This is a genomic window from Allochromatium humboldtianum, assembly GCF_013385175.1.
GTDB classification, from domain to species: domain Bacteria; phylum Pseudomonadota; class Gammaproteobacteria; order Chromatiales; family Chromatiaceae; genus Thermochromatium; species Thermochromatium humboldtianum.
Genome location: NZ_JABZEO010000023.1, coordinates 1 through 25,499 on the forward strand (window position 1 = coordinate 1; position 25,499 = coordinate 25,499).

The 25,499-nt window shown below is 65.3% G+C and carries 24 protein-coding genes and 1 tRNA gene; 3 read left to right on the plus strand and 22 right to left on the minus strand.

Going from position 1 to position 25,499, the window contains the following annotated elements; all coding sequences use genetic code 11:
* Positions 1-26: 26 nt before the first annotated feature.
* Complete coding sequence (locus tag HW932_RS19530) at positions 27-848, minus strand: UDP-2,3-diacylglucosamine diphosphatase (protein WP_176978144.1); 822 nt, start codon at positions 846-848, stop codon at positions 27-29.
* Between the two features lie 192 nt (positions 849-1,040).
* Between HW932_RS19530 and HW932_RS19535 the strand changes: the two genes are divergently transcribed.
* Positions 1,041-2,258: an argininosuccinate synthase gene (locus HW932_RS19535; protein ID WP_176978145.1), complete on the plus strand. Its 1,218-nt coding sequence runs from the start codon at positions 1,041-1,043 to the stop codon at positions 2,256-2,258.
* Positions 2,259-2,376: 118 nt separating this feature from the next.
* Here the strand turns inward: HW932_RS19535 and HW932_RS19540 are convergent, their stop codons facing one another.
* The 5 genes from HW932_RS19540 to HW932_RS19570 form a co-directional block, all read right to left on the minus strand.
* Positions 2,377-3,543, minus strand: a complete 1,167-nt coding sequence (locus HW932_RS19540) for a PQQ-dependent sugar dehydrogenase (protein ID WP_176978146.1) — start codon at positions 3,541-3,543, stop codon at positions 2,377-2,379.
* Positions 3,544-3,565: 22 nt separating this feature from the next.
* The gene (locus tag HW932_RS19545) at positions 3,566-4,009 is read right to left on the minus strand and encodes a gamma-butyrobetaine hydroxylase family protein (RefSeq protein ID WP_176978147.1); all 444 of its coding nucleotides are present in this window, start codon (positions 4,007-4,009) and stop codon (positions 3,566-3,568) included.
* A gap of 88 nt (positions 4,010-4,097) precedes the next feature.
* Positions 4,098-5,792 (minus strand): PAS domain-containing hybrid sensor histidine kinase/response regulator, encoded by a 1,695-nt coding sequence (locus HW932_RS19550; RefSeq protein WP_246296944.1) that lies wholly within the window; start codon positions 5,790-5,792, stop codon positions 4,098-4,100.
* A gap of 56 nt (positions 5,793-5,848) precedes the next feature.
* Complete coding sequence (locus HW932_RS19560) at positions 5,849-9,109, minus strand: response regulator (RefSeq protein ID WP_246296945.1); 3,261 nt, start codon at positions 9,107-9,109, stop codon at positions 5,849-5,851.
* Between the two features lie 1,078 nt (positions 9,110-10,187).
* Positions 10,188-10,613, minus strand: coding sequence for a Mor transcription activator family protein (locus HW932_RS19570; RefSeq protein WP_176978148.1), 426 nt, complete (start codon positions 10,611-10,613; stop codon positions 10,188-10,190).
* A gap of 148 nt (positions 10,614-10,761) precedes the next feature.
* On the opposite strand from HW932_RS19570, the gene HW932_RS19575 reads away from it, so the two are divergent.
* The gene (locus HW932_RS19575; protein WP_176978149.1) at positions 10,762-11,409 is read left to right on the plus strand and encodes a hypothetical protein; all 648 of its coding nucleotides are present in this window, start codon (positions 10,762-10,764) and stop codon (positions 11,407-11,409) included.
* Here HW932_RS19575 and HW932_RS19580 read toward each other — a convergent pair.
* From HW932_RS19580 to HW932_RS19640, 13 genes are all read right to left on the minus strand, one after another.
* Entirely contained in the window at positions 11,406-11,657 is a 252-nt protein-coding gene (locus HW932_RS19580; protein ID WP_176978150.1) for a hypothetical protein, read from the minus strand. The genes HW932_RS19575 and HW932_RS19580 overlap by 4 nt on opposite strands.
* 62 nt (positions 11,658-11,719) lie before the next feature.
* Positions 11,720-12,718 (minus strand): coiled-coil domain-containing protein, encoded by a 999-nt coding sequence (locus HW932_RS19585; protein WP_176978151.1) that lies wholly within the window; start codon positions 12,716-12,718, stop codon positions 11,720-11,722.
* Positions 12,719-12,896: 178 nt separating this feature from the next.
* The gene (locus tag HW932_RS19590; protein WP_176978152.1) at positions 12,897-13,382 is read right to left on the minus strand and encodes a phage virion morphogenesis protein; all 486 of its coding nucleotides are present in this window, start codon (positions 13,380-13,382) and stop codon (positions 12,897-12,899) included.
* Positions 13,379-13,891: a hypothetical protein gene (locus HW932_RS19595; protein ID WP_176978153.1), complete on the minus strand. Its 513-nt coding sequence runs from the start codon at positions 13,889-13,891 to the stop codon at positions 13,379-13,381. Before HW932_RS19595 ends, HW932_RS19590 begins: the two co-directional genes overlap by 4 nt.
* Entirely contained in the window at positions 13,884-17,258 is a 3,375-nt protein-coding gene (locus HW932_RS19600) for a DUF927 domain-containing protein (protein WP_176978154.1), read from the minus strand. Before HW932_RS19600 ends, HW932_RS19595 begins: the two co-directional genes overlap by 8 nt.
* Positions 17,255-17,557, minus strand: coding sequence for a hypothetical protein (locus tag HW932_RS19605; RefSeq protein WP_176978155.1), 303 nt, complete (start codon positions 17,555-17,557; stop codon positions 17,255-17,257). The genes HW932_RS19600 and HW932_RS19605 overlap by 4 nt, the downstream gene beginning before the upstream one ends.
* Complete coding sequence (locus HW932_RS19610; RefSeq protein ID WP_176978156.1) at positions 17,554-17,928, minus strand: hypothetical protein; 375 nt, start codon at positions 17,926-17,928, stop codon at positions 17,554-17,556. The genes HW932_RS19605 and HW932_RS19610 overlap by 4 nt, the downstream gene beginning before the upstream one ends.
* A complete protein-coding gene (locus tag HW932_RS19615) occupies positions 17,925-18,233 on the minus strand; it encodes a hypothetical protein (protein ID WP_176978157.1) in 309 nt (102 codons plus the stop codon). Before HW932_RS19615 ends, HW932_RS19610 begins: the two co-directional genes overlap by 4 nt.
* Positions 18,234-18,556: 323 nt before the next feature.
* On the minus strand, positions 18,557-19,027 hold the full coding sequence (locus tag HW932_RS19620) for a hypothetical protein (RefSeq protein WP_176978158.1): 471 nt from the start codon (positions 19,025-19,027) through the stop codon (positions 18,557-18,559).
* A 9-nt stretch (positions 19,028-19,036) separates the two neighbouring features.
* Positions 19,037-19,243, minus strand: coding sequence for a helix-turn-helix transcriptional regulator (locus tag HW932_RS19625; protein ID WP_176978159.1), 207 nt, complete (start codon positions 19,241-19,243; stop codon positions 19,037-19,039).
* An 82-nt stretch (positions 19,244-19,325) separates the two neighbouring features.
* On the minus strand, positions 19,326-20,003 hold the full coding sequence (locus HW932_RS19630) for a hypothetical protein (RefSeq protein ID WP_176978160.1): 678 nt from the start codon (positions 20,001-20,003) through the stop codon (positions 19,326-19,328).
* An 82-nt stretch (positions 20,004-20,085) separates the two neighbouring features.
* Entirely contained in the window at positions 20,086-21,294 is a 1,209-nt protein-coding gene (locus tag HW932_RS19635) for a tyrosine-type recombinase/integrase (protein ID WP_176978161.1), read from the minus strand.
* Positions 21,295-21,457: 163 nt separating this feature from the next.
* Positions 21,458-21,531 (minus strand) — tRNA-Cys (locus HW932_RS19640).
* Between the two features lie 98 nt (positions 21,532-21,629).
* Here HW932_RS19640 and HW932_RS19645 point away from each other — a divergent pair.
* Entirely contained in the window at positions 21,630-22,994 is a 1,365-nt protein-coding gene (locus tag HW932_RS19645; protein WP_176978162.1) for a DEAD/DEAH box helicase, read from the plus strand.
* A gap of 102 nt (positions 22,995-23,096) precedes the next feature.
* Here the strand turns inward: HW932_RS19645 and HW932_RS19650 are convergent, their stop codons facing one another.
* The 3 genes from HW932_RS19650 to HW932_RS19660 all read right to left on the minus strand — a co-directional run bounded on the left by HW932_RS19650 (position 23,097) and on the right by HW932_RS19660 (position 25,481).
* Positions 23,097-23,843, minus strand: coding sequence for an SAM hydrolase/SAM-dependent halogenase family protein (locus HW932_RS19650; RefSeq protein WP_176978163.1), 747 nt, complete (start codon positions 23,841-23,843; stop codon positions 23,097-23,099).
* Between the two features lie 146 nt (positions 23,844-23,989).
* On the minus strand, positions 23,990-24,382 hold the full coding sequence (rplQ, locus tag HW932_RS19655; RefSeq protein ID WP_176978164.1) for a 50S ribosomal protein L17: 393 nt from the start codon (positions 24,380-24,382) through the stop codon (positions 23,990-23,992).
* 85 nt (positions 24,383-24,467) lie between these two features.
* Positions 24,468-25,481 (minus strand): DNA-directed RNA polymerase subunit alpha, encoded by a 1,014-nt coding sequence (locus HW932_RS19660; protein WP_176978165.1) that lies wholly within the window; start codon positions 25,479-25,481, stop codon positions 24,468-24,470.
* Positions 25,482-25,499: the final 18 nt, after the last annotated feature.

Consider the following 25,499-nt stretch of genomic DNA (forward strand, 5'->3'; position numbering starts at 1 on the left):
CGTTCGGCCTGCGACCGAGCCGGGGGCTAGCCGGCGCGCGCCAAAGCGATCGCCGGTTCCGGAACGGGCGCGGCGGCCAGCGATTCGGGATAGGCATCCGTCCAGCGCAGTAGCTCCAGCCGCCCGTCGTGATGCTCGACCAGCGCGGTACAGCTCTCGACCCAGTCGCCGCAGTTGCAATAGGTCACGTCTGTGATCCGGCGCATCTCGGCGTGATGGATGTGGCCGCAGATCATGCCGTCCAGGTCGCGCTGCCGGGCTTCAGTGGCCACGGCGTGCTCGTAGTTGCCGATATAGCTGACGGCATCCTTGACCCGCTGCTTGAGATAGCCGGCCAGCGACCAGTATTTGAGTCCGAACAGCCGACGCACCCTACTGATGAGACCGTTGAGCGCCAGCAGCTGGTCATAGGCGTGCGAGCCGAGCCGCGCCAGCCACAGACTGTTCTGGACGACGCCGTCGAACTTGTCGCCATGCAGCACCAGGAAGCGCCGCCCGTCGGCGGTCGTGTGCACCACTTCGTCGCACACCCGCACGTCGCCAAAGCGCGTATCGAGATGATCGCGAAAGAGCGCATCGTGGTTGCCTGGGATATAGATGACCTCGGTGCCGGTGCGCGCCTTCTCCAGCACCGCGCGCACCACCTGATTGTGCGCGTCCGGCCAGTGGAAGCCGCCCTTCATGGCCCACAGGTCGATGATGTCCCCGACCAGATAGAGCTGCTTGCAGTGGGTCGATTGCAGGAAATCGAGCAGAAACCGCGCCTGACAGCCGCGAAAGCCCAGATGCACGTCCGAGATGAAGATGCTGCGATATTTCAGTGGATTCATGCGCTTGACGTCCGACATCGCCTGATCCGCCTCCGGTGAAACGACAGGGCGCTATGGTCGCCAAGATTGATGACCGGGCCGTTGAGGCTTGGTGAAGATGCGGTTAAATCGGACGCGCCCTTCAGTCGGTCGCCCATTCTGAAGCGCTCCCGATCTATACTATCGGCTTTGCCCGCACGGGCCGTTTTACCCTAGATCTGGAGCGAGACGATGGCGCAAGGCGCAATCAAGAAAGTGGTCCTGGCCTATTCCGGCGGACTGGATACCTCGGTCATCCTGAAATGGCTGCAAGAGCAATACGGCTGTGAGGTCGTGACCTTCACCGCCGACATCGGCCAGGGCGAGGAGCTGGAGCCGGCGCGCACCAAAGCCCAGGCGGCCGGCGTGAAGGAGATCTACATCGACGATCTGCGCGAAGAGTTCGTCAGCGACTTCGTGTTCCCGATGTTTCGCGCCAACACGATCTACGAGGGCGAATATCTGCTCGGCACCTCGATCGCCCGCCCGCTGATCGCCAAGCGTCTGATCGAGATCGCTGCCGAGACCGGCGCCGATGCCATCGCGCATGGCGCGACCGGCAAGGGCAACGATCAGGTGCGCTTCGAGCTGACGGCTTACGCGCTCAATCCCGAGATCAAGATCATCGCCCCCTGGCGCGAATGGGATCTGCTCTCGCGCGAAAAGCTCATGGCCTACGCTGAGAGTCGCGGCATCGCGGTCGAGATGAAGCGCGACGGCACCAAGTCGCCCTATTCGATGGACGCCAACCTGCTGCATATCTCTTATGAAGGCTATGACCTGGAAGACCCCTGGGTCGAGCCGGGTTCGGACATGTGGCGCTGGTCGGTCGCACCCGAGCAGGCGCCCGACCAGCCGACCACCATCGAGATCAGCTTCGAGCAGGGCGATCCGGTGGCCATCGACGGCAAGCGTCTGAGTCCGGCTGAACTGCTGGCCGAACTCAACCGTATCGGCGGGGCCAACGGCATCGGCCGCTCCGACATCGTCGAGAACCGCTATGTCGGTATGAAGTCGCGCGGTTGCTACGAGACCCCCGGCGGCACCATCCTGCTCAAGGCCCATCGCGCCATCGAGTCGCTGACGCTCGACCGCGAGGCGGCGCATCTGAAAGACGAGCTGATGCCGCGTTATGCCAGCCTGGTCTACAACGGCTACTGGTTCACGCCCGAGCGCAAGATGATGCAGGCGGCCATCGACGAGACGCAGAAGGTCGTCAATGGCGAGGTGCGGCTCAAGCTCTACAAGGGCAACGTCATGGTCGTCGGGCGCAAGTCGGAGAGCAACAGCCTGTTCGATGCCTCGATCGCGACCTTCGAGGAGGATGCCGGCGCCTATGATCAGGGGGATGCCACCGGCTTCATCCGCCTGAACGCACTGCGGTTGCGTGTGGCCGGACGTCGCAAGTAACGGTTCTCCAGGATCGGAACTGGTGACGAGGTTCCCGCTTCGTCACCAAATCGGCTATCGCTGATTTCGCGGCTCGGGCCGGCGCTCGCGCCGCATCGCCAAGCCCTACCCTGCCCGCTCAACCATCCTCAGCCCGAATCCTCAACAACACCCCCTTGGGTTCATCGGTCAGCACATAGAGATAACCGTCCGGCCCCTGGCGCACATCGCGCACCCGTCTGCCGATGGTCAGCTTCTGCTCGCCGACGACCCTCACCCCATCGAGATCGATGCGGCGAATCTGGCCGAATTTGAGTGCACCGCTGAAGAGATCGCCTCGCCATTGGGGATAGCGGTCGCCGGTATAGAAGGCCAGACCGCTGGGGGCCTTCGACGGCGTCCAGACCACCGTCGGCTCCGCGATACCCGGACGACTGGTCTCGTCGGAGACCCGTGGCCCCCAATACTCCAGGCTGTAGGTGACGGCGGGCCAGCCGTAATTGCGCCCGGCCTCGATGAGATTCAGCTCGTCGCCGCCTCGTGATCCGTGCTCGTTCGCCCACACCCGTCCGCTGACCGGGTCGAGCGCCAGACCCTGGATATTGCGGTGGCCGTAGGTGTAGATCTCGGGACGGGCGCCTGGCTGCTGTGCGAAGGGATTGTCCGGAGCCGGACGGCCATCCTCGCGCAGATGCAGGATCTTGCCGAAATGGGTGCCGAGCCGCTGGGCCTGATCGCGGATGTTGTCGCCGTCGAAGGACAGCGGCGGATTGCCGCCATCACCGATGCTCATCAGCAGGCTTCCGTCGGGCAGCCAGAGCAGTCGGGAGCCGAAATGCTGACCGCCGGATTTGGCGTCGGCGTTTTGGAAGACGACCTCCAGATGCTCAAGCCGCGAGCCGTCGAAACGGGCGCGCGCCAGCGTCGTGCGGTTGGCGTCCTGAGTGCCGGTGACATAGGTCAGATAGATCAGCCGATTGACGGCGAAATCCGGATGCGGCAGTACATCCAGCAGACCGCCCTGCCCTAGCGCCAACACCCTCGGCACGCCGCCGACCGGCCTGGGATCGAGCACGCCGTCGCGGAGTATCCGCAACCGCCCCGGACGCTCGGTGATCAGCGCGGAACCGTCCGGCAGCCAGGCAATGGACCAGGGATGCTCCAGGCCGGACACGACCGTTTCGGCACGCCAGCCGCGAGCCTCAGGCACATCGCCGGTCGGCTCGATCGGGCCGGGAACAAGTTCACTGTGCGCCAAAGGCATCCAGCACAGGAGCGGTAGCAGCATCGCCAGACGGTGAGTCATGCCGGTTCCTCCGTGGTTCGGATCAGCTTGGCTCGTGCGGCGTGGCGGCGACGGGTAACTCGGACGGCGCCTCGCCGCGCGCCTTGAGTTCGTCGAATGGGTCCGGACCCCGGCGCTCGTGCCCCGCGTCCTTGAGCTGGCGCAGATAGTCGAACCAGAACGGCTGCCAGGCGCGACCGAGCTTGTAGAGATAGGCCCAGTCGTACAGCCCCGAATTGTGCCCGTCGTCGAAGTGGATCTTGACCGCATAGCGACCGATCGGTTCCAGATCGCGGATGTTGACCGCTTCCTTGCCGACCTGGAGCTTGGCCGTCGCCGGCGAATGGCCGCGGACTTCGGCAGAAGGTGAGTAGACGCGCAGATACTCGCACGGCAGCCGGAAGCGCGCGCCGTCGTCGAAGACGATTTCCAGCACGCGCGATTGCTGATGCAGATTGAGTTCGGTCGGGAGGACGTGTCGTTCCATGGGTTTGGACCATCTGTGGCTGTTTGGCTAGGGATGGTCCAGATGGGGGCGATTCGGCTCGACCACCACCTAGGCCGGATCGATCGACTCAGGCAACCAACCAGTGTCTGAGCGTCTGGTACAGCGTGTCGGGATCCACGGGCTTGACCAGGAAGTCGTTCATCCCCGCCTCCAGACAACGCTGCCGGTCCTCGGCGAAGGCATTGGCCGTCATCGCCACGATCGGCACCCGAGCCGTCGCCGGCTGTCGACGCAGACGCCGGGTCGCCTCCAGGCCGTCCATGACCGGCATCTGCATGTCCATCAGGATCAGGTCGTAGGACTGCTGCTGCGCCCGTTCCAACGCCTGCGCACCGTCCTCGGCGGTATCGACGAACAGACCCCATTCGCCGATGAGTCCGAGCACGACCTCACGATTAACAGGTTCGTCCTCGACGAGCAACAGACGACGCCCCGCCAGCTCCCGGGCCGGGACGTCCGGCACGCCGCTCCAGGACACCGGCTCCGCGTCCGAAGATGACGGCGGCCCACGCCGCAAGCGCACGCTGAACCAGAAACGGCTGCCGACGCCAGGGGTGCTCTCGACCCCGGCCTCACCGCCCATCAGCTCGGCCAGCCGCTTGGTGAGCGCCAGCCCCAACCCGGTGCCGCCATAGCGACGGGTGATCGAGGCATCGGTCTGCTCGAACTCGGTGAACAACCGTGACACCTGATCCGGGGCGATGCCGATGCCGCTGTCCTCGACCTCGAAGCGCACCACGACATCGTCGGCGCGTTCCGCCTCCAGCACCACCCGCAGCGTGACGTGCCCCGCTTCGGTGAATTTGATGGCATTGGTCGCATAGTTCAGCAACGCCTGCTGGATACGCACCGGGTCGCCGATCAGGTGTGACGGCAGGTGCTGGAGCTTGACGCGCAACGCGAGCTGCTTGGCCTCGATCCGATCCGATAACATCGCGACGAGCTGACGCACGATGGCGCTGATGTCGATCTCGGTCTCCTCCAGCTCGAGCTTGCCGGACTCGATCTTGGCGAGATCCAGGATGGCATTGATGATGTCCAGCAGATGGCGTCCGGCGACCTCGATCTTGTCGAGCCGGTCGGACTGGTCTGCATCGATGGCATCGCGCCGCATCAGGTGAGTCATGCCCAGCACGGCATTGAGGGGCGTGCGGATCTCATGGCTCATGTTGGCCAGAAAGGCCGATTTGGCCCGATTGGCCGCCTCGGCCTGTTCCTTGGCCTGGATCAGCTCCCGGGTCTTGCGTTCCACCAGTCGCTCGAGGTGCTGCTGATGCTCCTGCACTTCGGCCTCCAGCAGCTTGCGCTCGGTGATGTCGATGAAGGTGACGACGATCTGCTCCAGGTTCCCCTGAGCGTCGAACTCCGGGTAGGCATTGACCAGAACCCAAACCATGTGTCGCGAAGCCGGATGTTCGATGCCGAGCACCAGATTGCGCGCGGCCTGATGCGTGGCCAGCACGCGGCTCACCGGATACTCGTCGACCGGCATGGGCGAGCCGTCCTCGCGATAGAAACACCACACCGGATCGCTCGCCTGCCGGCTCAGCATCTGCGGCGTCGACTGACCGAGCATCCGGGCCGCCTGCTCATTGGCCAGAAGAATCCGGGTGTCCGGCGCATGCACGACCACACCGGCATGGAGCTGCTGGATGAGCCGCCGGTATTGGGCTTCACGGGCCTCCAGGGCCTCCTGCGTCCGCTGGCGCTCCATGATGTCGGTCCGGATGATGGTTGGTTCGGGTCGGTCGTCCCCTTTCATCAAGGTTTGTCCCCAGCAGAGCTATTTTCTGATGCCCGATGTTGGCACATGAGGCGTCAATCGGTCAGCCGTTCTTCCAGTCCGGCTTGCAGTCGATCCAAGGCCGTCAAGGCTTCATCGAAGGCATAGCCCTCGATCGCTTCCCGGACACACCTCACGGCCTCAGCGAAGGCCGTTCCGAGCAAGAGCGACTCCAGTGGCGTGATCAGCTCGACCGCCTCGGTGTCGTCCTCCGCGAGCAAGGCCCGCATCCGCGTCAGCAGCGGCTCCAGGGCTTTGTGATCGACCACGGCGCCGATCGGACCGACAGGCTCGAAGAGTGCCTCACTGGATGCGGATGACACGGGTGATTCGAGCGCGCTCAGTCCGGCGAGCACCGGCTCCAGCCGGTCCAGGGTCACGGCCAGGAGTGCATCGAGACGCGCATCCGACTCACCGGCCTGGCAGGCCGACTCCAGCGCCTGAGCCGCCGCCTGGACGTCATACGCGCCGATGTTGCCGGCCACACCCTTGAGCGTATGGGCATAGCGCGTGGCCGCCTCGGGATCGAAATTACGCCGCGCTGTCGCGAAGCGCTTGCCGAAGTCGCCCTCACTGTCACGGAAGCGGCGCAACAGCTTGCGATAGAGCCGTTGGTCGTTCTGACTGATTGCCAACCCAGCCTGGACGTCGATCCCCGGCAGCTCGGGCAGTGCGCCGGCCTCACTGTCGACATCCACCGTCGAACCGGCCTCGACCGCCACCGGCGCGGCATTCGGCTGCGCGGGCCGGATCCATTTGGCCATGGTAGTGAACATCTCGCGCACATTGATCGGCTTGCCGATGTGGTCGTTCATCCCGGCGGCGAGCGCCTTCTCGCGATCGCCGCTCATGACGTTGGCGGTCATGGCGATCACCGGCAGCCCGGCCAGCTCCGGACGCGCGCGAATGGCGCGCGTCGCCGTGTAGCCGTCCATCACCGGCATCTGACAATCCATGAGCACGCCGTCGAAGCGCGACTCACCGGCGAGCCGTTCCAGCGCCTCCCGACCATTGGCCGCGATCTCGACGCTCACCCCATTACTGGTCAGCAGTTCCAGCGCCAGCTCCTGGTTGAGCTCGTTGTCCTCGACCAGCAGCACATGGGCGCCGCGCAGACTGGCGATGGCCTCGGAGGACTCCTCCTGACGGCCGGCGGCGCGCGTGAGATTCGACACCTCGCGCCCGATGGCCTGCATGATGGTGTCGAGCAGGGTCGAGGGCGTCACCGGCTTGGTCAGGAAACCGGCCACGCCCAGCTCGGCGGCCGCCTGATGGGCGATCTCGCGTCCATAAGCCGTGACCATGATCAGCGTCGGAACATGCGAGATCCCGGTCTGGGCGCGCAGACGGCGGATGGTCTCGAGGCCATCCATCCCCGGCATCTTCCAGTCCATCAGCACTAGATCGAAGTGGGCGCTCGCATCCGCCGCCTGCAAGCGTGCGATCGCCTCGGCGCCGTCGGCCGCCGACTCGACCGTGAAACCGAAGGCCCGCAGCATATACTCCAGGATCTCGCGCGCGGTGCTGTTGTCGTCGACCACCAGCACCCGCAGCGGCAAGAGTTCGCGCGCCTGAACGGCCGGCTGAGTCGGCACGCCGCGCTGACGTCCGAGCCTCACGGTGAAGCGGAAGGTACTGCCGACCCCGAGCCGGCTCTCGACGCCGATCTCGCCGTTCATCAGTCCGGTCAGGCATTTGGAGATCGCCAGCCCCAAGCCGGTGCCGCCGTATTTGCGCGTCGTCGACATATCGGCCTGGCTGAAGGACTCGAACAGGCGCGCCTGCTGCTCGGGCGTCATCCCGATCCCGGTGTCGCGCACCTCGAATCCCAGCCGCACCCAATCGGCGTCGCCATCCACCATGCGCACCGTGATCAGGATCTCCCCACCCGGATCGGTGAACTTGGCCGCGTTGTTGCCCAGGTTGATCAGGATCTGTCCCAGCCGCAGCGGATCGCCGACGAGCGCCGTGGGCACATCCGGACGCAGATCGAACAGCAGTTCCACGCCCTTTTCCTCGGCCTTGAGTCCGACCAGGTTCGCGAGATTGTCCATCACGTCTTCGAGCCAAAAATCGATGTGCTCGATGTCGAGCTTGCCGGCCTCGATCTTGGAGAAGTCCAGGATGTCGTTGATGATCCCGAGCAGTGCTTCGGCCGAGCGATGGACCTTTTCGATGTAGTTGCGCTGACGGCTGTCGAGTTCGGTCTGCAACGCCAGATGCGACATACCGATGATGGCGTTCATCGGCGTGCGGATCTCGTGGCTCATGTTGGCCAGGAAGTTCGACTTGGCGCGCGTGGCCTCCTCGGCCTGTTCCTTGGCCGCCAGCAGCTCGGCCGTGCGCTGTTCGACCAGCGATTCGAGTTCGCGCCGGTAGCGCTCGAGCTCGGCTGCGGCACGCGCATACTCGGCGGTACGCTTGACCACGGCCCGGCGTAGCCCCAGCACCCAGACCCCGAGCACGGCCAGCGCCAGGGCCAGCACGGCAACCACCCCGAGCGCATATTTGGCGTAGTGGCCATAGTCGGTCGGCTTGGTCAGCCACTTGCGGCGCAACTCCTCCAGCTCGGCGGCGGAGATGGACGCCATGCCCTGCTCGACCAGACGCAGTGTCTCCAGATCGCCCTTGCGCACCGCGCGGCGGAATTGGCCGCGATAGAGTTCGAACGCCTTGACGAACTGGTGGTGTGCCTGCTGTTGATAAAGATAAAAGTTGGCTGGATGCTCGTCGAGACAGAAGACCTTGATGTCCTGGGCCTTGGCACCCTGGATCAACTGGGTGTAGTTGGGGTAATAGACGAGTGAGTCGATGCCGTGGCGCTGAAGGTACTCGACACAGGCATCGCCCTGCATCACGCCGACCTGGAAGCCGCGCAGTGTCTCCAGGTTGCTCAGCCCACCGATCGAGACGTCGCGATAGATGGCGACGGGCAGATCGGCATAGGGTTCGGAGAACTCGTAGAACGGCTCGCGGCCCGGAGTCTGGAAGATGTTCTCGATGACATCGGCCTCGCCGGCAAGCAGGAGGCGCTGTGCCTCTTCCCATTGCGTCGCCTTCAGCTCGATCCGAATGCCGGTCTTGTGCTCCCAGAGTCGCCACAGGTCGACGATGAAACCGTCCGCGCGGCCCTCGGCATCAAGGAAGAGATAGGGCGGATAGTTCTCATCGCCGATGATGCGCAGAACGCGCCCGTCGGCCCAGGAGACGACGGGGAGCAGCACCAGTATCGTCAACGCGACCCTGAGCAGCGATCGCGCCAAGCCGACGAACCGGGGTGTGTGAGTCGCGTGCATGAGTCGGGAGCAAGGACAAATAGGGTTCGTCGAGGGTGCGCGGCTCAAACCATGAAAACCCTGGGTCGCCGCAACGTTGGGCGTCGAGTGCCGGAGAGACGCTGCACGAACTCAGTGGAGCAAATCCTTTGGCGGTCGGATGGCGCCCGGATCTTGCCCCTACTTTTTTCGCGATGTCAATGGATCTTGTGAAACGCTACGAAACGAACAGACAAGAAAAAACCCGCACTTAGGCGGGCCTTGGTTTGCCTTGCAAACTGCTTGAGACGGGTATTTGGAGGTGAGCCCGCAATCGAACTGATCGCCCATGCGGTTGTTTTGAATAGACTTCCAAGAACCGACCTCATGAAGTTGCCCCGAAAGTTGCCCCACAAAACACCTTGATACCCCCCTTGTCTCGGTAAATCTTATACCGTCTCACAAGAGCGCGCCCCCGAATCTCGACGATGGGGCGATCAGACCTCCGGGCGTTTCCGTGATCCTCACGAATCCCAGTCCCGCGCGACCTCGGCGACCATGGCCGTGAGTTTCGGCGGCGCTGGGAAGATGTGGAGAGAGCGAAGAGCGGGAGGCCTGCCGTCCCTCCATCCGGCGACCGCGTTCGCGGTCCCCGCGCCAGCGCGCAGAAAATTTCTGGCGTCGCTCTTCGCCATTGGATTCTAGCCGTTCCGCACCCTTCGTGGTGCCAGGGCCTGGAACCAGGATCGACCCGTATCAGATACCGTGACGTTACGGGAATTGCCGTTGCTGCAACGCCAAATAGCGACACTGTGACGTTATGCGGTAACGGCTCATCAGCGGGCGCATTACGTAATACGCGAATCCTGAGACGGTTTCCGGGCCAAGCCAGCTATCGACCTTGGCGACCAGGGCCGGGCGCGGTGGCATTCAACCCCATTCCCCGCCCATTCCAGTGTCAAACCGGGTGCACTCCGGGCCATGGGCCGCCCGTTCTCGCCGGGAAACGCCGAACCGACACACCAGGGCGCGCGGTGCCAAACCGGATGAAAACCCAAGCGGGGCGCGGCGTGCGGACGGATGAGCCGGACGGGTGGCGCCCTGAATCGTGCACACCCCCCTAGGCCAGGGCCGGGGCGTCGGCTCGCGACGGCGCGTGCTCGGCGGCCAGGATCTCCCACACGCGGCGCTCGCTCAGGCGATGGCGGCGGGCCAGATCGCGACAGGACACATGCGCGGCGTGCGCTCTCCGGATGCTGACATCGCGGGCGAAGCGGTACAGCGGATCGGCTTTCGGCAGGGTGATGTGTCCAGGCCCAAGGTGGCGAACCAGCGCACGCGCGTTGTCGAGTCCGATGCAGGCGACCAGATCGCCATCAGGGGACGGCTCGCCGGGGACGTAGAACCGGATTCCGCCGAAGGTGTCGGCCAGCGCCAGCATGTTATTGAGTCCGATCAGGGCGGCGATCTCGACCAGGAGCGGCGGCAGGTGTTCGGAGACGGCGCGCGCGGAGAGGGGCGTTCCGTCGATTAACACTGTCCCCATGATCTGTAACGGACGGTCGGGCGGATTAACGTTCTCAAGCGAACAAGACGCGACACTCATCAAGATCCCCCTTGCGTTGGCTTGTCGGACAGCGCTCAATCTAGCAGTCGGGACAAGGCTTTGCATTCATCAGCGGGGAGAGTGACCCATGATCGAGATCTTTCGGCGCGGCTGTCATGTCGCCATGAGCGGGGCGGCGCTGTGTTTCAGCGATGGGGATCTAGCGGCGATGGCGGGGGCGTACCGGGCGGATCGTCACCCGGCCCCGTTGGTGCTGGGGCATCCCGAAGGGGCGGCGCCAGTGCATGGATTCGTGGCGCGGCTGAATGTCCGGGAGGGGGTCTTGATGGCCGAACCCGTGTCCGTGTCGGACGAACTCCGGGCTTGGGTGCGGGATGGGCGCTACAAGAAGATCTCGGCGAGCTTCTGGGGGCCGGGAGCGCCCGAGAATCCAGCGCCAGGGGCCTACTATCTGCGTCATGTCGGGTTCCTGGGGGCGATGCCTCCCGCCGTGAAGGGGCTTCGTGATCCGGTGTTCGGCGAGCGCGGGGCGTGCTGTGCGGGTCTGGCCGTGACCTCGGCACTGGAGTTCGCCGGGACGTTGGGCGCGGCATCGGCGGCGGGGTTCGTGGCGCCGGATGGGGTGCGGGTCGATCCGGCTGGGCTGGCGCTGCATCGGCGGGCGCTGGCGTTTCAGGAGGCGAGCGGGAGCGACTACGCCACAGCGGTTCGACTGATCAGCGCGCGGGCGGTCGAATGCGTGGTGCCGGACGGCTGGCGCGTGGCCAGGGGTTAGGGAACCAGGCGCTCGCGCGCGTCCAGAACGCCAAGCTCGCGCGCCAGCTCTTCGAGGGTGCCGGGGTAGGTCTCAAATCGGCGGGCGTTTGGCCGGCTGGATCGGACAGGACGCCGGATGGCGAACGCGCCAGGGTCGCTCAGGTCGCGCGTGTTGGGGCAGCGCTTGCGCAGTTGGGCGCCTTGGCGCTCCAGGGCGCGGATGACGCGATCGATCAGGACGTGTTGGGGAACAGGGATCATGGTCATACGGGGTCTCGGGTGGGGCCGATGATGGGACGTTGCACCTCCCCATCATCGGCCAGGGACGATCAGGCAGCGCGAACCTGGATGCCCGCGTCCTGGAGTTCCTCCACCACGATTTCGAGGGCGCCGGTACGGTGGGCCTGATCGTCGATCAGGTCGACCGCGTTGGCGGCCTTGATGTTCAGCTCAAAGCGCAGCAGTCCGCCGTACTGGTTGCTCAGCTCGCGCGCCAGCTCGGGATCGTGGAGTTTTACGAGCGCGGCCATGGCCACCAGGCGTCCATGCGCGCCAAAGGTGCGTGCGGCCAGGTCGTGATAGGCGCGTGCGGCCTGCTCGAACTCGCTCCGGGCGTAGCCGGCCACCAGGGTTCGATGATCGCGTTCCAGCTCCACCAGACGCGAGCGGGCCTCGGACAGCCGCTCGGACAGTCCGCGAACCAGGCGCTCGGTGCGCTGGATCTCCTTGAGGGCCTTGGCCTCGGCGCGCTCGACGGCGAGGCGTTCCTTGTCGATCGCGGCCAGGTCTCCGACCGTGGCGGCTCCCATGTCGGCATCGGCGAGCACGCGGGCATAGCGACGCTCGAAGGCCTCCAGGTCCGGGCGCTCCGGGGGCGGGCGGTTCCGGGCCTCCTCCAGTCGGGTCTGTAGCTCATCCACGCTCGTGCGGGCCTGTTCCAGGCGTCCCTGTAGGTCGCGGATCTCATCCAGCGAGACGGGCAGCGCGGCGCGCTCGGCGACCAGGGCGCGGCGGCGCTGCATGGCGGCGGCATCGCGCCGGTTGGTCGCGTCAATGCGCTGCTCGATGGCCGTGACCTCGGCGGCGGCCTCGATCACGTCCGGGGCGCGGTCGGCTTGGCGGCGGCGTTCCTCGTTGTCGCGGATGTCGCGCAGTAACGGCTGCTCGGCCTTGGCGCGGGCCTGTTCCAGGCGGTCGATGGCGTCGCGGCGCTCGCTCTCGGCCTGACCGCGGTCGGCCGAGAGTGCCGAGAGTTCGCGGTCGATGGCGTCGATTTCGGCGCTCAGGCGCGCGTGTTGGGTCAGCATGGGGGCGGGGTTGGTGGTCATGGCGGGTGGATCCGTCTTCGGGTTAGGGGTGGTTGAGTGGCTGGGGGTGGTCATCTCGATGTGGCTCCGGTTGTGGTGGGGCGTTCAGATTTCGCGCGCCTTCAGCCGTCGATCTTCGGCGGCGATAGCGCGCGTGATCCAGTCGAACCGCTCGCGACCAGGGCAGAGGCCTCGTCCATCACGATCCAAGCGCGTCGGTCAGGATGGCCAGGATCTCGTTGCGAAGCGTATCGGGCAGATTGCCCGCCGCGTCGATTGGCAAGAAGGGGCGCGCGGGGATCGGTGCCAGCGGGCCGCCATAAAAGCGATTGTCGGCCCGACCGAATTGATGGGTGGCGGCATACTCCTTACCCACGCCGAGCGATGCCCAATCGGCACCGGCAGCGCTGCTGATACTGCCAGCCAGTCCGCTGCTACCAGTGACTTGCAGGATGGGACCAGGCCAATGCCCACTCTTGGCGCGAATCGCCTTGGTCACATTCGACAGATCCGCCCATGGAGCACCGAAGGGCGAGCGCTCATCCTGAAAGGCGTCTTCGGTGTGGTTGCGTAGGGCGCGTGCGATGTCTTCCATCACCGGCTGCATATCGTTCACGCGCGTTAGCAGGCTCTCCAGGGTGGCGCGCAGGGCGCGGTCGTCGACCTCGATGCAAATTTCAGTCATGAGGCGGTTCTCCGTAGGGTCATGGGGTCGTGATCGTCCAGGCCGGGCCGGTAGCCGATGCAGCGGTGAAGCGCATCGATACCGTCCGGGTGGGTGTAGAACTTCGATGTCAGCGGGATCTGCCCTCGACGTGCGGCGCGGCAGCCGCCATCGGCTTCGAGGTTCGCGCACTGGCGACAGGCGCGGCGTCCGCTGTCGGGATACCGGAAGCCAGGGTCAAACCCGTAGCTGGTTAGGATCTCGCGCCGGGTCTCCGGGTCGGTCTCGCCGGCCGCGTCCATCCAGGCCTCGACCTCGGCACGCAAAGCCGTGGCCAGCGGCGGGGGCGTCGGCTCGTCGTTGGTGGCCTGGGTCAGGCAGGCGATCAGTTCAGCCTTGTGGGCGCGGATCTCGGGCAGGTGCGCGGCGATGGCCGATCGGTTGCCGGAGAGCATCAGGTCGTTTCCGTCGATCTGGACACGCACACGCTCTGCTTGCATGGTGAGGATGAAGGCACGGGCATCAAACACGGATGGCCCCTCCATCGTCATCGCTGGCGCCAGCTTCGCCGGGCGGATTTTTTCCGGTAACGCCGTTTTTTGGTGGGACAGGCGGGACAGCCGGGACAAGCCCGCGTGGTTGCTGGGTTTGAGCCTGTCCCGGTGCCCTTGTCCCGACCGGGACAGGCGGGACACCCCCAACCGGGACACCCCCTGTCTGGACCGACCCGATTGGACTGTCTGTCCCGGTGAGCTGTCCCGGTTGTCCCGGTGCCGTTTCAGTGACCGGGACAGGCTCCAGCCCGCGCGGTTGCTGGTGGTGTCCCGCCTGTCCCGCCTGTCCCACGCCTTTATGTAGATCTGAATCGTCAGCGGACAGAATGTCGGCCTTGACGGCGTACAGCCAGGGGCGCAAACCCTCGACAGACGCACGCGCTTTGAGCTTTCCGGGTTCGTTGGTGTGCAGATAACCCGCGTGCTTCAACACGCGCGCAATCGCGGTGCGATCATGTCCGGGTGCGGCTTCGCTCAATCCGGCATCGGTGAGATACCAGAGTCCGCCAACCCGATCGACGAACCCCACGCGATCGCGAACCGGATCATCCGAGCGACGCACACGCGATTGGCGGTCGTAGGGGATGATTGGCTCGTCGTCGTCCGGTTCGCCGATGCGCTGAAAGCGGCTCTCATGGGCCAGGATGAAGGCGCGCACGCTGGCGATGATGCGTTGCTCGTCGGTTTCAGCGGCGGTGCCCAGCCACGCCAGCGCCAGCGAGCGCGCGGCGTGGCGGACCTCGCCCGGACTCACGGGCAGGATGTCGAGATCACTGGCCAGCTCGCCGGCCACGGCGATCAGGGCGAAGCGACGCAGGGCGCGGCGGGTCTCGGTCGGCAGTCCGGCCGGGGCCAGCTCCATCAAGATCGATTCGACGCGGGCGCGAACATGGGCGCGGGCCTCGGCCATCGTGGCGAAGCGCAGCGCCAGCCGTTGGACGAACTCAGGGCCGGCCGTACCGTAGTGACGCGCACAGGTGGCCTTGATCCCCGAGACCAGCGTCTCTCGCTGCTCGATCGGGGCGGCGGCGGCGATGTCGGAGACCTCCACGTCCAAGGCGCGATGGGTCAACCCGCCCTTGATGGCACGCGGACGCTTGCCGTCGTCATCCGGGTTGGCCATGCGGGCATGAAGCGACATCTCGCCGGTAGAGATCGCGATCGTTCGCCAAGTGCGCGGCTCGCGCATCTCACGGGCGCTGTTCATCGCGGTCTTTCCTTGGCCTCCCGCAAGCTGGTAGATCAAGGGCCGGATGTCGCCCACGGTGGCGGCTCCCAACTCGTCCAGGACGAGGGGCAGGTCTGAATGCGCCTCGGCGAGACCTTCAAGCCCGTTGCCGGTCAGGTTCCAGCGACGGATGAAGGCCAGCGATGGGGCGTCGGCCGGATCGGCCGCGCAGCCCCACGGCGACGCGGCCAACTGTGCCAGCGTGGTCTTGCCCTTGGATGTGGTGCCCCAGAAGTGCAGGACGTAGGAGTCCGCCCCCTCGGCGAACGCCAGGAGCGCGGGCGCCAGACCGGCACACAGGGCAAACAGCATCGGCGGATGGGCGCCGGCCGGTCGGGCCACATGCGCGCGCCAGTGCTCCAGGGTTCCAGCCGAGTGCACGGTCTTGACCGTGGGTGAGTAGCGATCGGGTTGGTAGACCAGCTCGCGATTGCCGTCGCGACCGATCACCCGATCGGGCATCACGAAGGCCAGGGCGCCGGTCGGGTCTTCGAGCCAGCCGAGCCGCTTGGCGCTCAGGATGCGCGCGGACGATTCCCATGCGGCGATGTAGGCCAGGGCCTTCTTCTCACGGCCGGGAAAGGTGGCCAAGCCCAAGTCAGACAGATCCCCAACCAACGCGCTCGGGTCGGCGTGCAGGCGGGCCGCCGGCATGGCCAAGCGCTGCTCGCGTCCATCGTGGTCGAGAAAGCCGATCACCATTCCCCACTGACCATGGGCGCCCGTGGTGCGACCGATCACCCACAGCGGGCCACAGGTCGGGATCAGCTCATCCGGGTTGTCCCCGCCCTTCTCCTTGACCTCGAACACCAGCTTGCGTGTCAGCTTCCAGCCCTTGGGCACGGCCTTACCCGCCCACGGCAGCGGCGGCTTGGGGTTGGCGGGCGCGGTGTCGGGTTCGGGGCGCTCGACGAAGCGCCACCTCGGTTCGCATTCGAGGAACCGCTGTGGCGTCCAACCCTCGGCGAGCGCGTCCGCTGCATCCCAGCCGGGCGGCAGGGTGTCGGCGAGGCTCGACAGGTCCAGGATCTCGACCGACTGCGCGCCGGCCTCATAGGCCAGCCGGGCGGCGGTCTGGGCAAACTGCGCACCAGGGGCGTCGTTGTCCGGCCAGATCCGCACCACGCGCCCCTTGAGTGGCGACCAGTCCGAGCGCGCCGGACTCTTGGCGCCATTCATCGCGGCGACATGGACGAACTCGCACAGCAGCCGGGCGGCGGCATCGGCGGCCTTCTCGCCTTCGCACAGGATGACGGGGGCCTCGGGGCGGCGCTTGGCGAGCCGATCCAGCCCATAGAGCGGGCGCGGCTCGGCGGGCGCCTGCCAGCGCCAGCCGTCCGGCGTCTGGGTGAGGGGCCGAAACTCCTTGCCGGTCTCGGTCTCGAAGCGCAGCACAGCGCACAGGACGCGCCCCTCGGCGTCCAGGTAGTCCCATTGGGCCGATGGCTGACCGAGCTTGGGGTGAGTGGTCGGGCGGGTCTGCATGGCCTTGGGTGCCTTCTTGGCGGGCTTGGGTGCGGTCTCGACCACGGGCACCGCTCCGAGCCATTCGGCCAGGACGCGGGCCGCGTCGCCTTGGTGGGTGCCGTCCAGATAGGCCACCAGGGCGACCAGATCCCCGCCCCTGTCGTCGGTGGCGAAGTCGGCCCATTGGCCGGTGTCCAGGTTGACGGAGAATGAGCCGGGCGTCTTGTCGGCACGGGTCGGGTTGACCGACACCCATTCGTGCCCTTGGCGCTTGCCCTCGGGCAGCCAGTGCCGACAGACCGCCTCGGACGCGGCCAGGGCGCGCACGGCGGTGTCCTTGATGTCGATACGCGGCGGCCTGGACTGGTCGTGACTCACGGCATGTCCAGCGGGCGCCGGCTCGCTGAGGCACGCCAGTTCGACCGGCTCTTGCTGGCGCTCATATTCGGCCAGCCGTTCGAGATCGGCCTGAAGATCCGAATCGGCCTCCAGTTCGGCAGCACGCGCGGTGATCGCGTCGCCTTCCTCGATCGCGCTGGCGATGTCGAACGCTGGCGCCGGGTCGGCCGGCTTGAGACGGATTCCGCGTCGCTGGCGCGGGGTGGTGGTGGGGGGCGTACCCCCCGATCCCTGGGGGTTGTGGCTCATTGCTCGCGCCCTCCTTGCAAAATCGCGGCCTTCCGGTCGGTCTCAAGGCGTCCGTCCTCGAAGACGGTAGCTACGTGCGCATCCCAGTTGGGCGGGTCGCACAGGCACACCTCGACCGCACGGGGGAACAGGTGCGCGTGCGTTTCGTCCATGGACTCGACGCGAATCCACAGGGCCTTGAGTGTGGCGTCAATCACGGCCGAAACCGCGCGGTCGAGCCGTTCCTGTGCGGCGTCCCGTGCCGACTTGGCGGCGAGGTATTCGGCCATCAGGGCCGGATTGATCGTGGGGGCGCTCATAGCTCGCCCTCCAGTTCCTCAAGCGCGGCCTCGAAGTGGAAGGCCAGCGCCAGCTTGAGATTCCCGTCGAAACGCGCCTCAGCCAAGCGGCGAAGCGCACGGAGCTGGGCCGGGGGCGGATACCAGTCGAGATCGGCGAGCAGCTCGCAGACGCTGGGGGCTTGGTCTGTGGTCGCTGGGTCCGGGCACCCGCCATGCTCGGCTTGGTGCAAGCGACGCTCCAGGATCGGCCGGACGGCTCCCTCAACGGCGGCGCGTAGCTCGTCGTCCAGCTCGATCCCGCCATAGTTGGATGTGATCTCATAGGCGCTCGATAGCTGCTTGCTGAGCGCATAGGACCAGCGGAACGCCTCGTCGTTGAAGGTGCTCATGACTGCACCTCCATGCCGGCCTCGGTCAGGCGGCGCAACGTCCGGGCCTCCTCGGCGATATGCTCGACCAGGGCGCCGAGCAAGCGGCATTCTCGGTGGATCGCGGCGGCCGCGCTTCGGATTTGCGCCGGGTCGATCGAGTGGCCATGGAACGCGCCTTGGTCGGCATGGCAGGCCAGCAGATCGGCCAGCCCGGTCACGATCGCGAGGGATTCCGATGCGATGTCGGTTGGGTGGTCGAGCGGATGAAGGACGGCCTCGGCGATACGCCGAGACAGGGATTCGCGAGCGGTGGGGTTGGTCATGGATACGGTCTCCTGAAATTGGATGGAGACCGACCGCAACGGGCAGGACGACGCCAGACGGCCAGACGTGCGGACGCACGGGGGCCGGTGGTATACTTCTCTCGCGTCGGTGTCCGGTGCTGTCGGACTTTGCTCAGGGAGCGGCAAACTCCCTGGGACGACGCCACTCGGCAAAAGCGGGTCGTCCGCGAAACACTCTACGCCAGCTTCCGAAATCATTGCAAGCCCGCTGAGGATGCGCCCCTCAGCGGGCTTTTTCTTTTCCGGGGCGCAACAGCCCGGCTTCGCACGCCGATTGCAATCGGTTCCCATGTGTCGATCCTTCACGCCACGGCGGGTGCCGGGGGCAGCGGACGGGGTTTGGTGCGCGGCCGGATCAGCACACGGCGGCGGTTGATGCGGTCGCGCTTGCCCAACTCGGCGCGGATCAGGGATGACAGGCGGCGGCGGTCGCGCTCCAGGACGGCCAGGCGCTTCTGATCGCGCCGGGTCTCCGGGCCGATGGCTTCGAGGGCGAAGAGTTCGACCAGCACGCTTGCCAAACCGATGCAGCCGGACGGCTGGGACAGCCAGGGCGGCGGTGGGGCGCTGGGTGGCGTGCTCCGTCGCACGGGGCGGCCCTGCCATATGGACAGTGACAGGCGCTCAAGATCACGCTCCAGGGCCTCCAGGCGTTCGGTGTGCTGGCCGGTGTCGGTCAGCTCGTCGCGCTCCAGGGCGACGGACGCGAGAGCGAGCACGCCGACGGCCTCGGCGGCCAGACCGGCATCGGGCGTTGGGTGGGTGTCCTCCATGCCGACACCTCAAGCGGCGTGCTGGCGCGATTCGAGCCAGGCGTTCAGGTCTGACTCGCGCCAGCCGATCGCGCGCTCTCCGAGCTTGATGGATCTCGGAAAGCGGCCGGCAGACATCAGGCGGTAGATCGATCCGCGTGAAAGCCCCGTCCGCTCGGTGACTTCTGGCATACGGGCCACGCGCGGCGGGGTGGCGTGCTGTGCGGGGGATTGCATGTGTCGTCCTCACTGCCGTTTAAGATGCAAGGACGTTACGAGAGACACAAACAGGCGTGGCCTAAATAGGCGGATGACGCGCCTATTTAGGCGAAGCGTGCCTCATCTCATCATCAGCCAAGGCGATGGCTTTACGGATTGAATCATCAGAGACGGTGATTCCGCTCCTTTGCGCGGATTCTTCAAGCTCTTTCCCAGACGGCCATTTTGACCGGCCTCCGGGCCACAGGCTGAGCATGGCGGCAATGACCTTGATCAGTGTGTTATCGCGCATTACAGGGCGATCTGGCTTCGGATTGTCCGGGCGATCTGGCATGGCTGAAAGTAGACGTAAAAGCGCGCCGATTTCTTCGATCCATGTCGGCTCGCGCTTCAGGTGCACGTCATGATAATCAAGCGCCCACTGGACAAGCTCAGGCTCGGACACTGTGCCGTCTGGCGTTATTTGATCGACCGATCGATAACGTAAGCGACTGGCCGCGTTTCTGACTGACAGTTCACCGCCGATAATTCCGTGCGTAAGTTCATCCGTCCAATGGTTAATGCAGTCATGGCTTCCAGGTGTATTCGCCTCATGATTTCCTAGGCAGATGAAAAGCGGAATCTGGTACAGGCGAAAAATCGCGCCCCCTGCATCGTCGGTTTCCAGCTCCGTCAATTCATCGCGCCGGGCGTACAGGCGATCGACGATAGCCGCCTTTATGCCCAGCGCCAGCGACTCTCGATCCCTGCATGGTGTGGTAGTCTTATCTTCAGCCATCACGGATCGGGCCTCTTCAGTGAGTGATGGTCAGGGCCTCAAGGCGGTGGGGATCGCCTTGGGGCCTGTTGCTGTCTGGGGGTCAGGCCGTGCGCTTGAGCGGTATCACCTTCGCCCCCTGCTTGATGCCGTCCAGGTAATCAGCCCAGCCTTGCATCATCAGGCGCCGGGCCTCCAGGTGCGAAGTCCGGTTGTAGGCGCGGCCATTCGTATCGCGTACCGCATGGGCCAACTGGTGTTCGATGAAGTCGGGCCGGAAGCCCAGCACCTCATCAAGGATCGTCCGGGCCATCGCGCGGAAGCCGTGCCCGCTCATCTCATCCTTCGGGATGCCCAGCCGCCGTAGCGCGGCCAGGATGGCATTATCCGACATCGGACGATCGGCACTCCGAGCCGATGGGAAGACATAGGCCGATCGACTGGTGATCGGCTCCAGCTCGCGCAGGATGGCCACGGCCTGGGTTGAGAGCGGGACGATATGCGGGGTCTTGGTCTTCGTTACGGTGTAACGCCATTCGGCGGCGTCCAGATCGATATCAGCCCATCGGGCTTGGCGTAGCTCGCCAGGGCGAACGAAGACCAGCGGAGCGAGCCGTAGAGCCGCAGTGACGGCCGGCGTGCCCTGATAGCCGTCGATCATGCGCAGCAGCTCCGCCACGCGGGAGGGGTCTATGACAGCGGCGAAGTGACCGCCCTTGGCCGGTGGCAGGGCGCCCTTGAGATCGCCGGACGGGTCGCGCTCGGCTCGACCTGTGGCCACGGCATAGCGGAAGACCGCCCCGCAGTTCTGCAAGGTGCGGTGCGCGGTGTCGAGAATCCCGCGCGACTCGACACGACGCAGGACGGCGAGCAGCTCAGGTGGGGTGATGGAGCCAACCGGGCGCGTGCCGAGCCAGGGGAAGACGTGGGCCTCCAGGCGTCGGGCGGTGCGCTCGGCGTGCTCCGGGGTCCATTGCGTTTGCTTACCCAGCCACTCGCGCGCGACCACCTCGAAGCTGTTGGCGTTGGCCTGAGCACGGGCGGCCTTGGTCGCCTTGCGGTGCGCGCTCGGGTCGATGCCGTCGGCGAGCAGCTTCCGGGCCTCGTCGCGTCGGTCGCGTGCCTCCTTCAGACCGATCTCGGGATAGACCCCCAGCGAGATTCGCCGGTCCTTGCCCTCGAACTGGTACTTGAAGCGCCACCACTTGCCCCCGGACGGGGCCACTTCCAGGTACAGGCCACGCTCGTCGAAGAGCTTGATGGGCTTCTCGCCGGGCTTGGCGTTGCGGATCTTGGCGTCTGTCAGGGGCATCGTGGGGCAACTCCTTTGGCGGTCGGGCGGTTGCCCCGGATCTTGCCCCTACTTTTTCCGCGATGTCAATGGACACCATGAGACGTTACGGAACCAATAGACAAGAAAAAACCCGCACTTAGGCGGGCTTCGGGATGTCTTGGAACTGCTTGAGACGGGTATTTGGAGGCTGAGCCCGGAATCGAACCGAGGTACACGGCTTTGCAGGCCGCTGCATAACCACTCTGCCACTCAGCCTTAAGAGTCGGGCAGTATAATCACAAAGCACCGCCGTGTCACCACCATCGTGCAGGATTTCGCACGCCGACCGCCGCTTTGATGGTATGTTTCATCCCATGAACACACACTTCTCTGAATTCCTCCTTCCCGACGCGCTCATGCGTGGTTTGGCCAACGAAGGCTATACGACTCCGACCCCGGTCCAGGCTCAGGTGATCCCGCTGGCGATGGACGGCGTCGACCTGCTGGTCTCGGCGGCCACCGGCTCGGGCAAGACGGCGGCCTTCCTGCTGCCGATCATGCAGCGCTTCATCGACGTGCCACGCCACGACGGCAGCACCCGCGCCCTGATCCTGGTGCCGACCCGCGAACTGGCGCGTCAGATCCATATCCATTTCATGCGCTTGGGCAGCTATACGCGCCTGACCAGCGGCGTCATCACCGGCGGCGAGTCCAAAGCCCATCAGATCGCCACCCTGCGCAAGAATCCCGAGATCCTGGTGTCCACGCCTGGACGTCTGCTCGAATTCCTGGAGACGGGTCAGGCGGATCTGAGCGACCTGGAGTTCCTGGTGCTCGACGAGGCCGACCGGATGCTCGACATGGGCTTTGCCGACGACGTGCTGGCGATCATCCGTTACAGCCGTCCCGAGCGCCAGTCGCTGCTGTTCTCGGCGACGCTCGAACAGCGCGGTCTGAGTCGGATCACCGAGCGTCTGCTGCGCGATCCGCAGCGGGTCGATGTCGATCCGGTCCGTCAACAGCATCCGGACATCGCGCATTGGATGTTCCTGAGTGATGGACTGGAACACAAGCAACAGCAGTTGCTCTGGCTGTTGCGCAACGAGACCTACGAAAAAGCGCTGATCTTCACCAACACCCGCGAGGGTGCCGTGGCACTGGGCAACTTCCTCCAGGGACAGCAGCAGCGGGTCGCCGTGCTGCATGGCGAACTGGATCAGCGCGAGCGCAACCGCGTCATGGGCCTGTTGCACAGTGGGCGTGTGAATACGCTCATCGCGACCGATCTGGCGGCGCGCGGCCTCGATGTGCCGGGCGTGCAGCGGGTGTTCAATTTCGACCTGCCGCGCCGGGGGGACGACTATCTGCATCGTACCGGACGCACCGGACGCGCGGGTGAGGCGGGCGTGGCCATCTCGCTGGTCGGTCCGCCCGAATGGAACCGGATGGAGAGCATCGCGCGCTATCTCAATCTGACCTTCGAGCCGCGCGAGATCGAGGGACTCAAGTCCAACTTCAAGGGGCCGACCAAGCGTAAGAAACCGAGCAAGCCGGCGGCGACGAGCGGCAAGCGCAAGGCCGCAGCCGCTGCGGAAGAGAAACCACGCAAGAAGGAGCGTCTGCGCGACCGCAAGAACATCGGCAAGCGGCGCGTACCTACGAGCCTCAAGGCGCAAGAGGCGGGTCATGCGCCGCTGACACGGCGCGCACGCGAGGATGCCAAACCGGACGCGGATTGAGAGGTTTCGAGCAGAGTACAGCCCTCCGAAGGCTGTGCTCTCTCACTGCAAAACCGTCTGCTCTACTTGGTCAGGGGCGAGAGAGCGTCAAGCCCTACCCCATCAGCCAAACTCGACCGAATCGCCCACACCCAGCGCAAGCTGTCGATCGGCACGCCCCTGATTGACCGCGATCTCGATCAAACCCAGGGCGTTCTCATACCAGAACGCCTGCCCCGGCTCGACCTCGCAGAAGGTCCGGGCACGGGGCAACGGCTGTCCCCGAACCCGCAACACGGCCTCGGCAACGACGCTGGACGCACGCATGCCCGTCATCAGATTGCCGAAATGGTCGACATAGACGATGGTCGCGCGCTCGTCCGGCCAGTCGGCGCCGATCAGGTCGGCCGGCGCCAGTGGCATCAACTCCAGATCCTCACCCAGAACCAGTCGCGCGGCGGCCGGTGCGAACCAGTCGCGTCCATGAAAGCTCGCCGACATCCGCTCCGGTTGCCAACCGATCCGCCACACAGCCCCATCACCGGCACGTCGCGCCACAAGCGCAAACAACCCATTGTCCGGCCCGATCAACCAGTGACCATCGGCCCGGACCAGCAATCCGGCACGCTCACCCCCAACCCCAGGATCGACGACACAGAGCAAGAGCGAATCGCGCGGCAGATCGCGCAACAGCGCCGGGAGCAGATAAGCCGCCAGATCCGGTCTGAAAGGCGGCAGATCCTGCATGAGACTCATGCATGGGACACCGGGCACGAGCGCATGCAGACGCGCATGCATCTGCCCAACATAAAGATTCGCGCCAAAGTCCGTGGCGAGCAGAATGCGCTCGATAGCAGGCTGAGCAGACATGGATCAGGTCTCCCTGGATCGAAAGATCGAAGCCGGCGGCGTTTTGAGCAGACACAAAAAAGCCGAGCACAAGCCCGGCTTTTTAAGGCGTCCTGGAATCGGATCGACTCATCCCACAGAGTCCCCTACTCCAGACAGGATGCACTTCAATCCTCGTCGTCCTCGACCGCCACCGCCGTCGCCGGACGATCGACCAGCTCGACATAGGCCATGGGCGCGGCGTCGCTGCGACGATAGCCGCACTTGAGGATACGCAGATAACCACCCGGACGGCCCTGATAACGCGGACCCAGTTCGACGAACAGCTTGCCGACCGCTTCCTTGTCGCGCAGACGCGAGAACGCCAGACGGCGCGTGTGAACCGAGTCGGTCTTGGCCAGGGTGATCAAGGGCTCGGCGACGCGACGCAGTTCCTTGGCCTTGGGCAGTGTGGTCTTGATCAGCTCGTGACGGAAGAGCGAGGAAGCCATGTTGCGGAACATGGCCTCGCGGTGCGAGCTGGTGCGATTCAGTTGCCTTCCGGCTTTGCGGTGACGCATGGTCCTGATCCCGAAATAATCGTTAAATCGTTAGATGGCGTGGGTCGGCCGGTGCGGATCCTGATGCCGGATCCGCACGCCGGCCTTAGCGAATACTGAGTTCGGCGATGTTCTCGGGCGGCCAGTTCTCGAGACGCATGCCCAATGACAGCCCGCGCGTGGCCAGCACGTCCTTGATCTCGGTGAGCGACTTCTTGCCCAGGTTGGGCGTCTTGAGCAGCTCGACCTCGGTGCGCTGGATCAGGTCGCCGATCAGATAGATGTTTTCGGCCTTGAGACAGTTGGCCGAACGCACCGTCAGCTCCAGGTCGTCGACCGGACGCAGCAGGATCGGATCATAGGGCGACTCGTCGCGCGTCTCCTGGACCTGGGTCTCGGCCGGCACCGTGCCTTCCAGCGCCACGAAGCTCGACAACTGATCGCGCAGGATGGTGGCCGCGCGCTGGATGGTCTCCTTCGGATCGATGGTGCCGTTGGTCTCCAGATCGATCACCAGCCGGTCGAGGTCGGTACGCTGTTCGACACGCGCCGACTGCACCTCGATGGCCACGCGCCGCACCGGGCTGAAGGAGGCGTCGATCGGCAGCTTGCCGATCGGCCGATCCTCGCCGCCCTCCATCTCGCGCTGACTCGCCGGCTCATAGCCGCGACCGCGACGCACGGTCAGGGTCATGCTCAGCTCGGTGTCGGCCGTCAGGTTGGCGATCACCAACTCGGGGTTGGTGATCTCGGCCGTGTGATCGATGGCGATGTCGCCCGCCGTCACCGGTCCCGGACCGCGCTTGCTCAGCGCGAAGATCGCCTCATCCTTGCCATGCAGCACGATGGCGATCTGCTTGAGGTTGAGCAGGATTTCGAGCACGTCCTCCTGCACACCCTCCAGCGTGGTGTACTCGTGCAGCACGCCCTGGATCTCGACTTCCGTTACGGCGTACCCGTCCATCGACGACAACAGGATTCGCCGCAGCGCGTTGCCGAGCGTGTGGCCGAAACCGCGTTCGAGCGGCTCCAGCGAGACCCGTGAATGACACGGGTTGCCGTCGACCTCCTCGACCTTGACGATGCGCGGCTTGAGAAATTCGCCAATAGCGTCAGTCATTCAGTGCCTCTCAGGGAG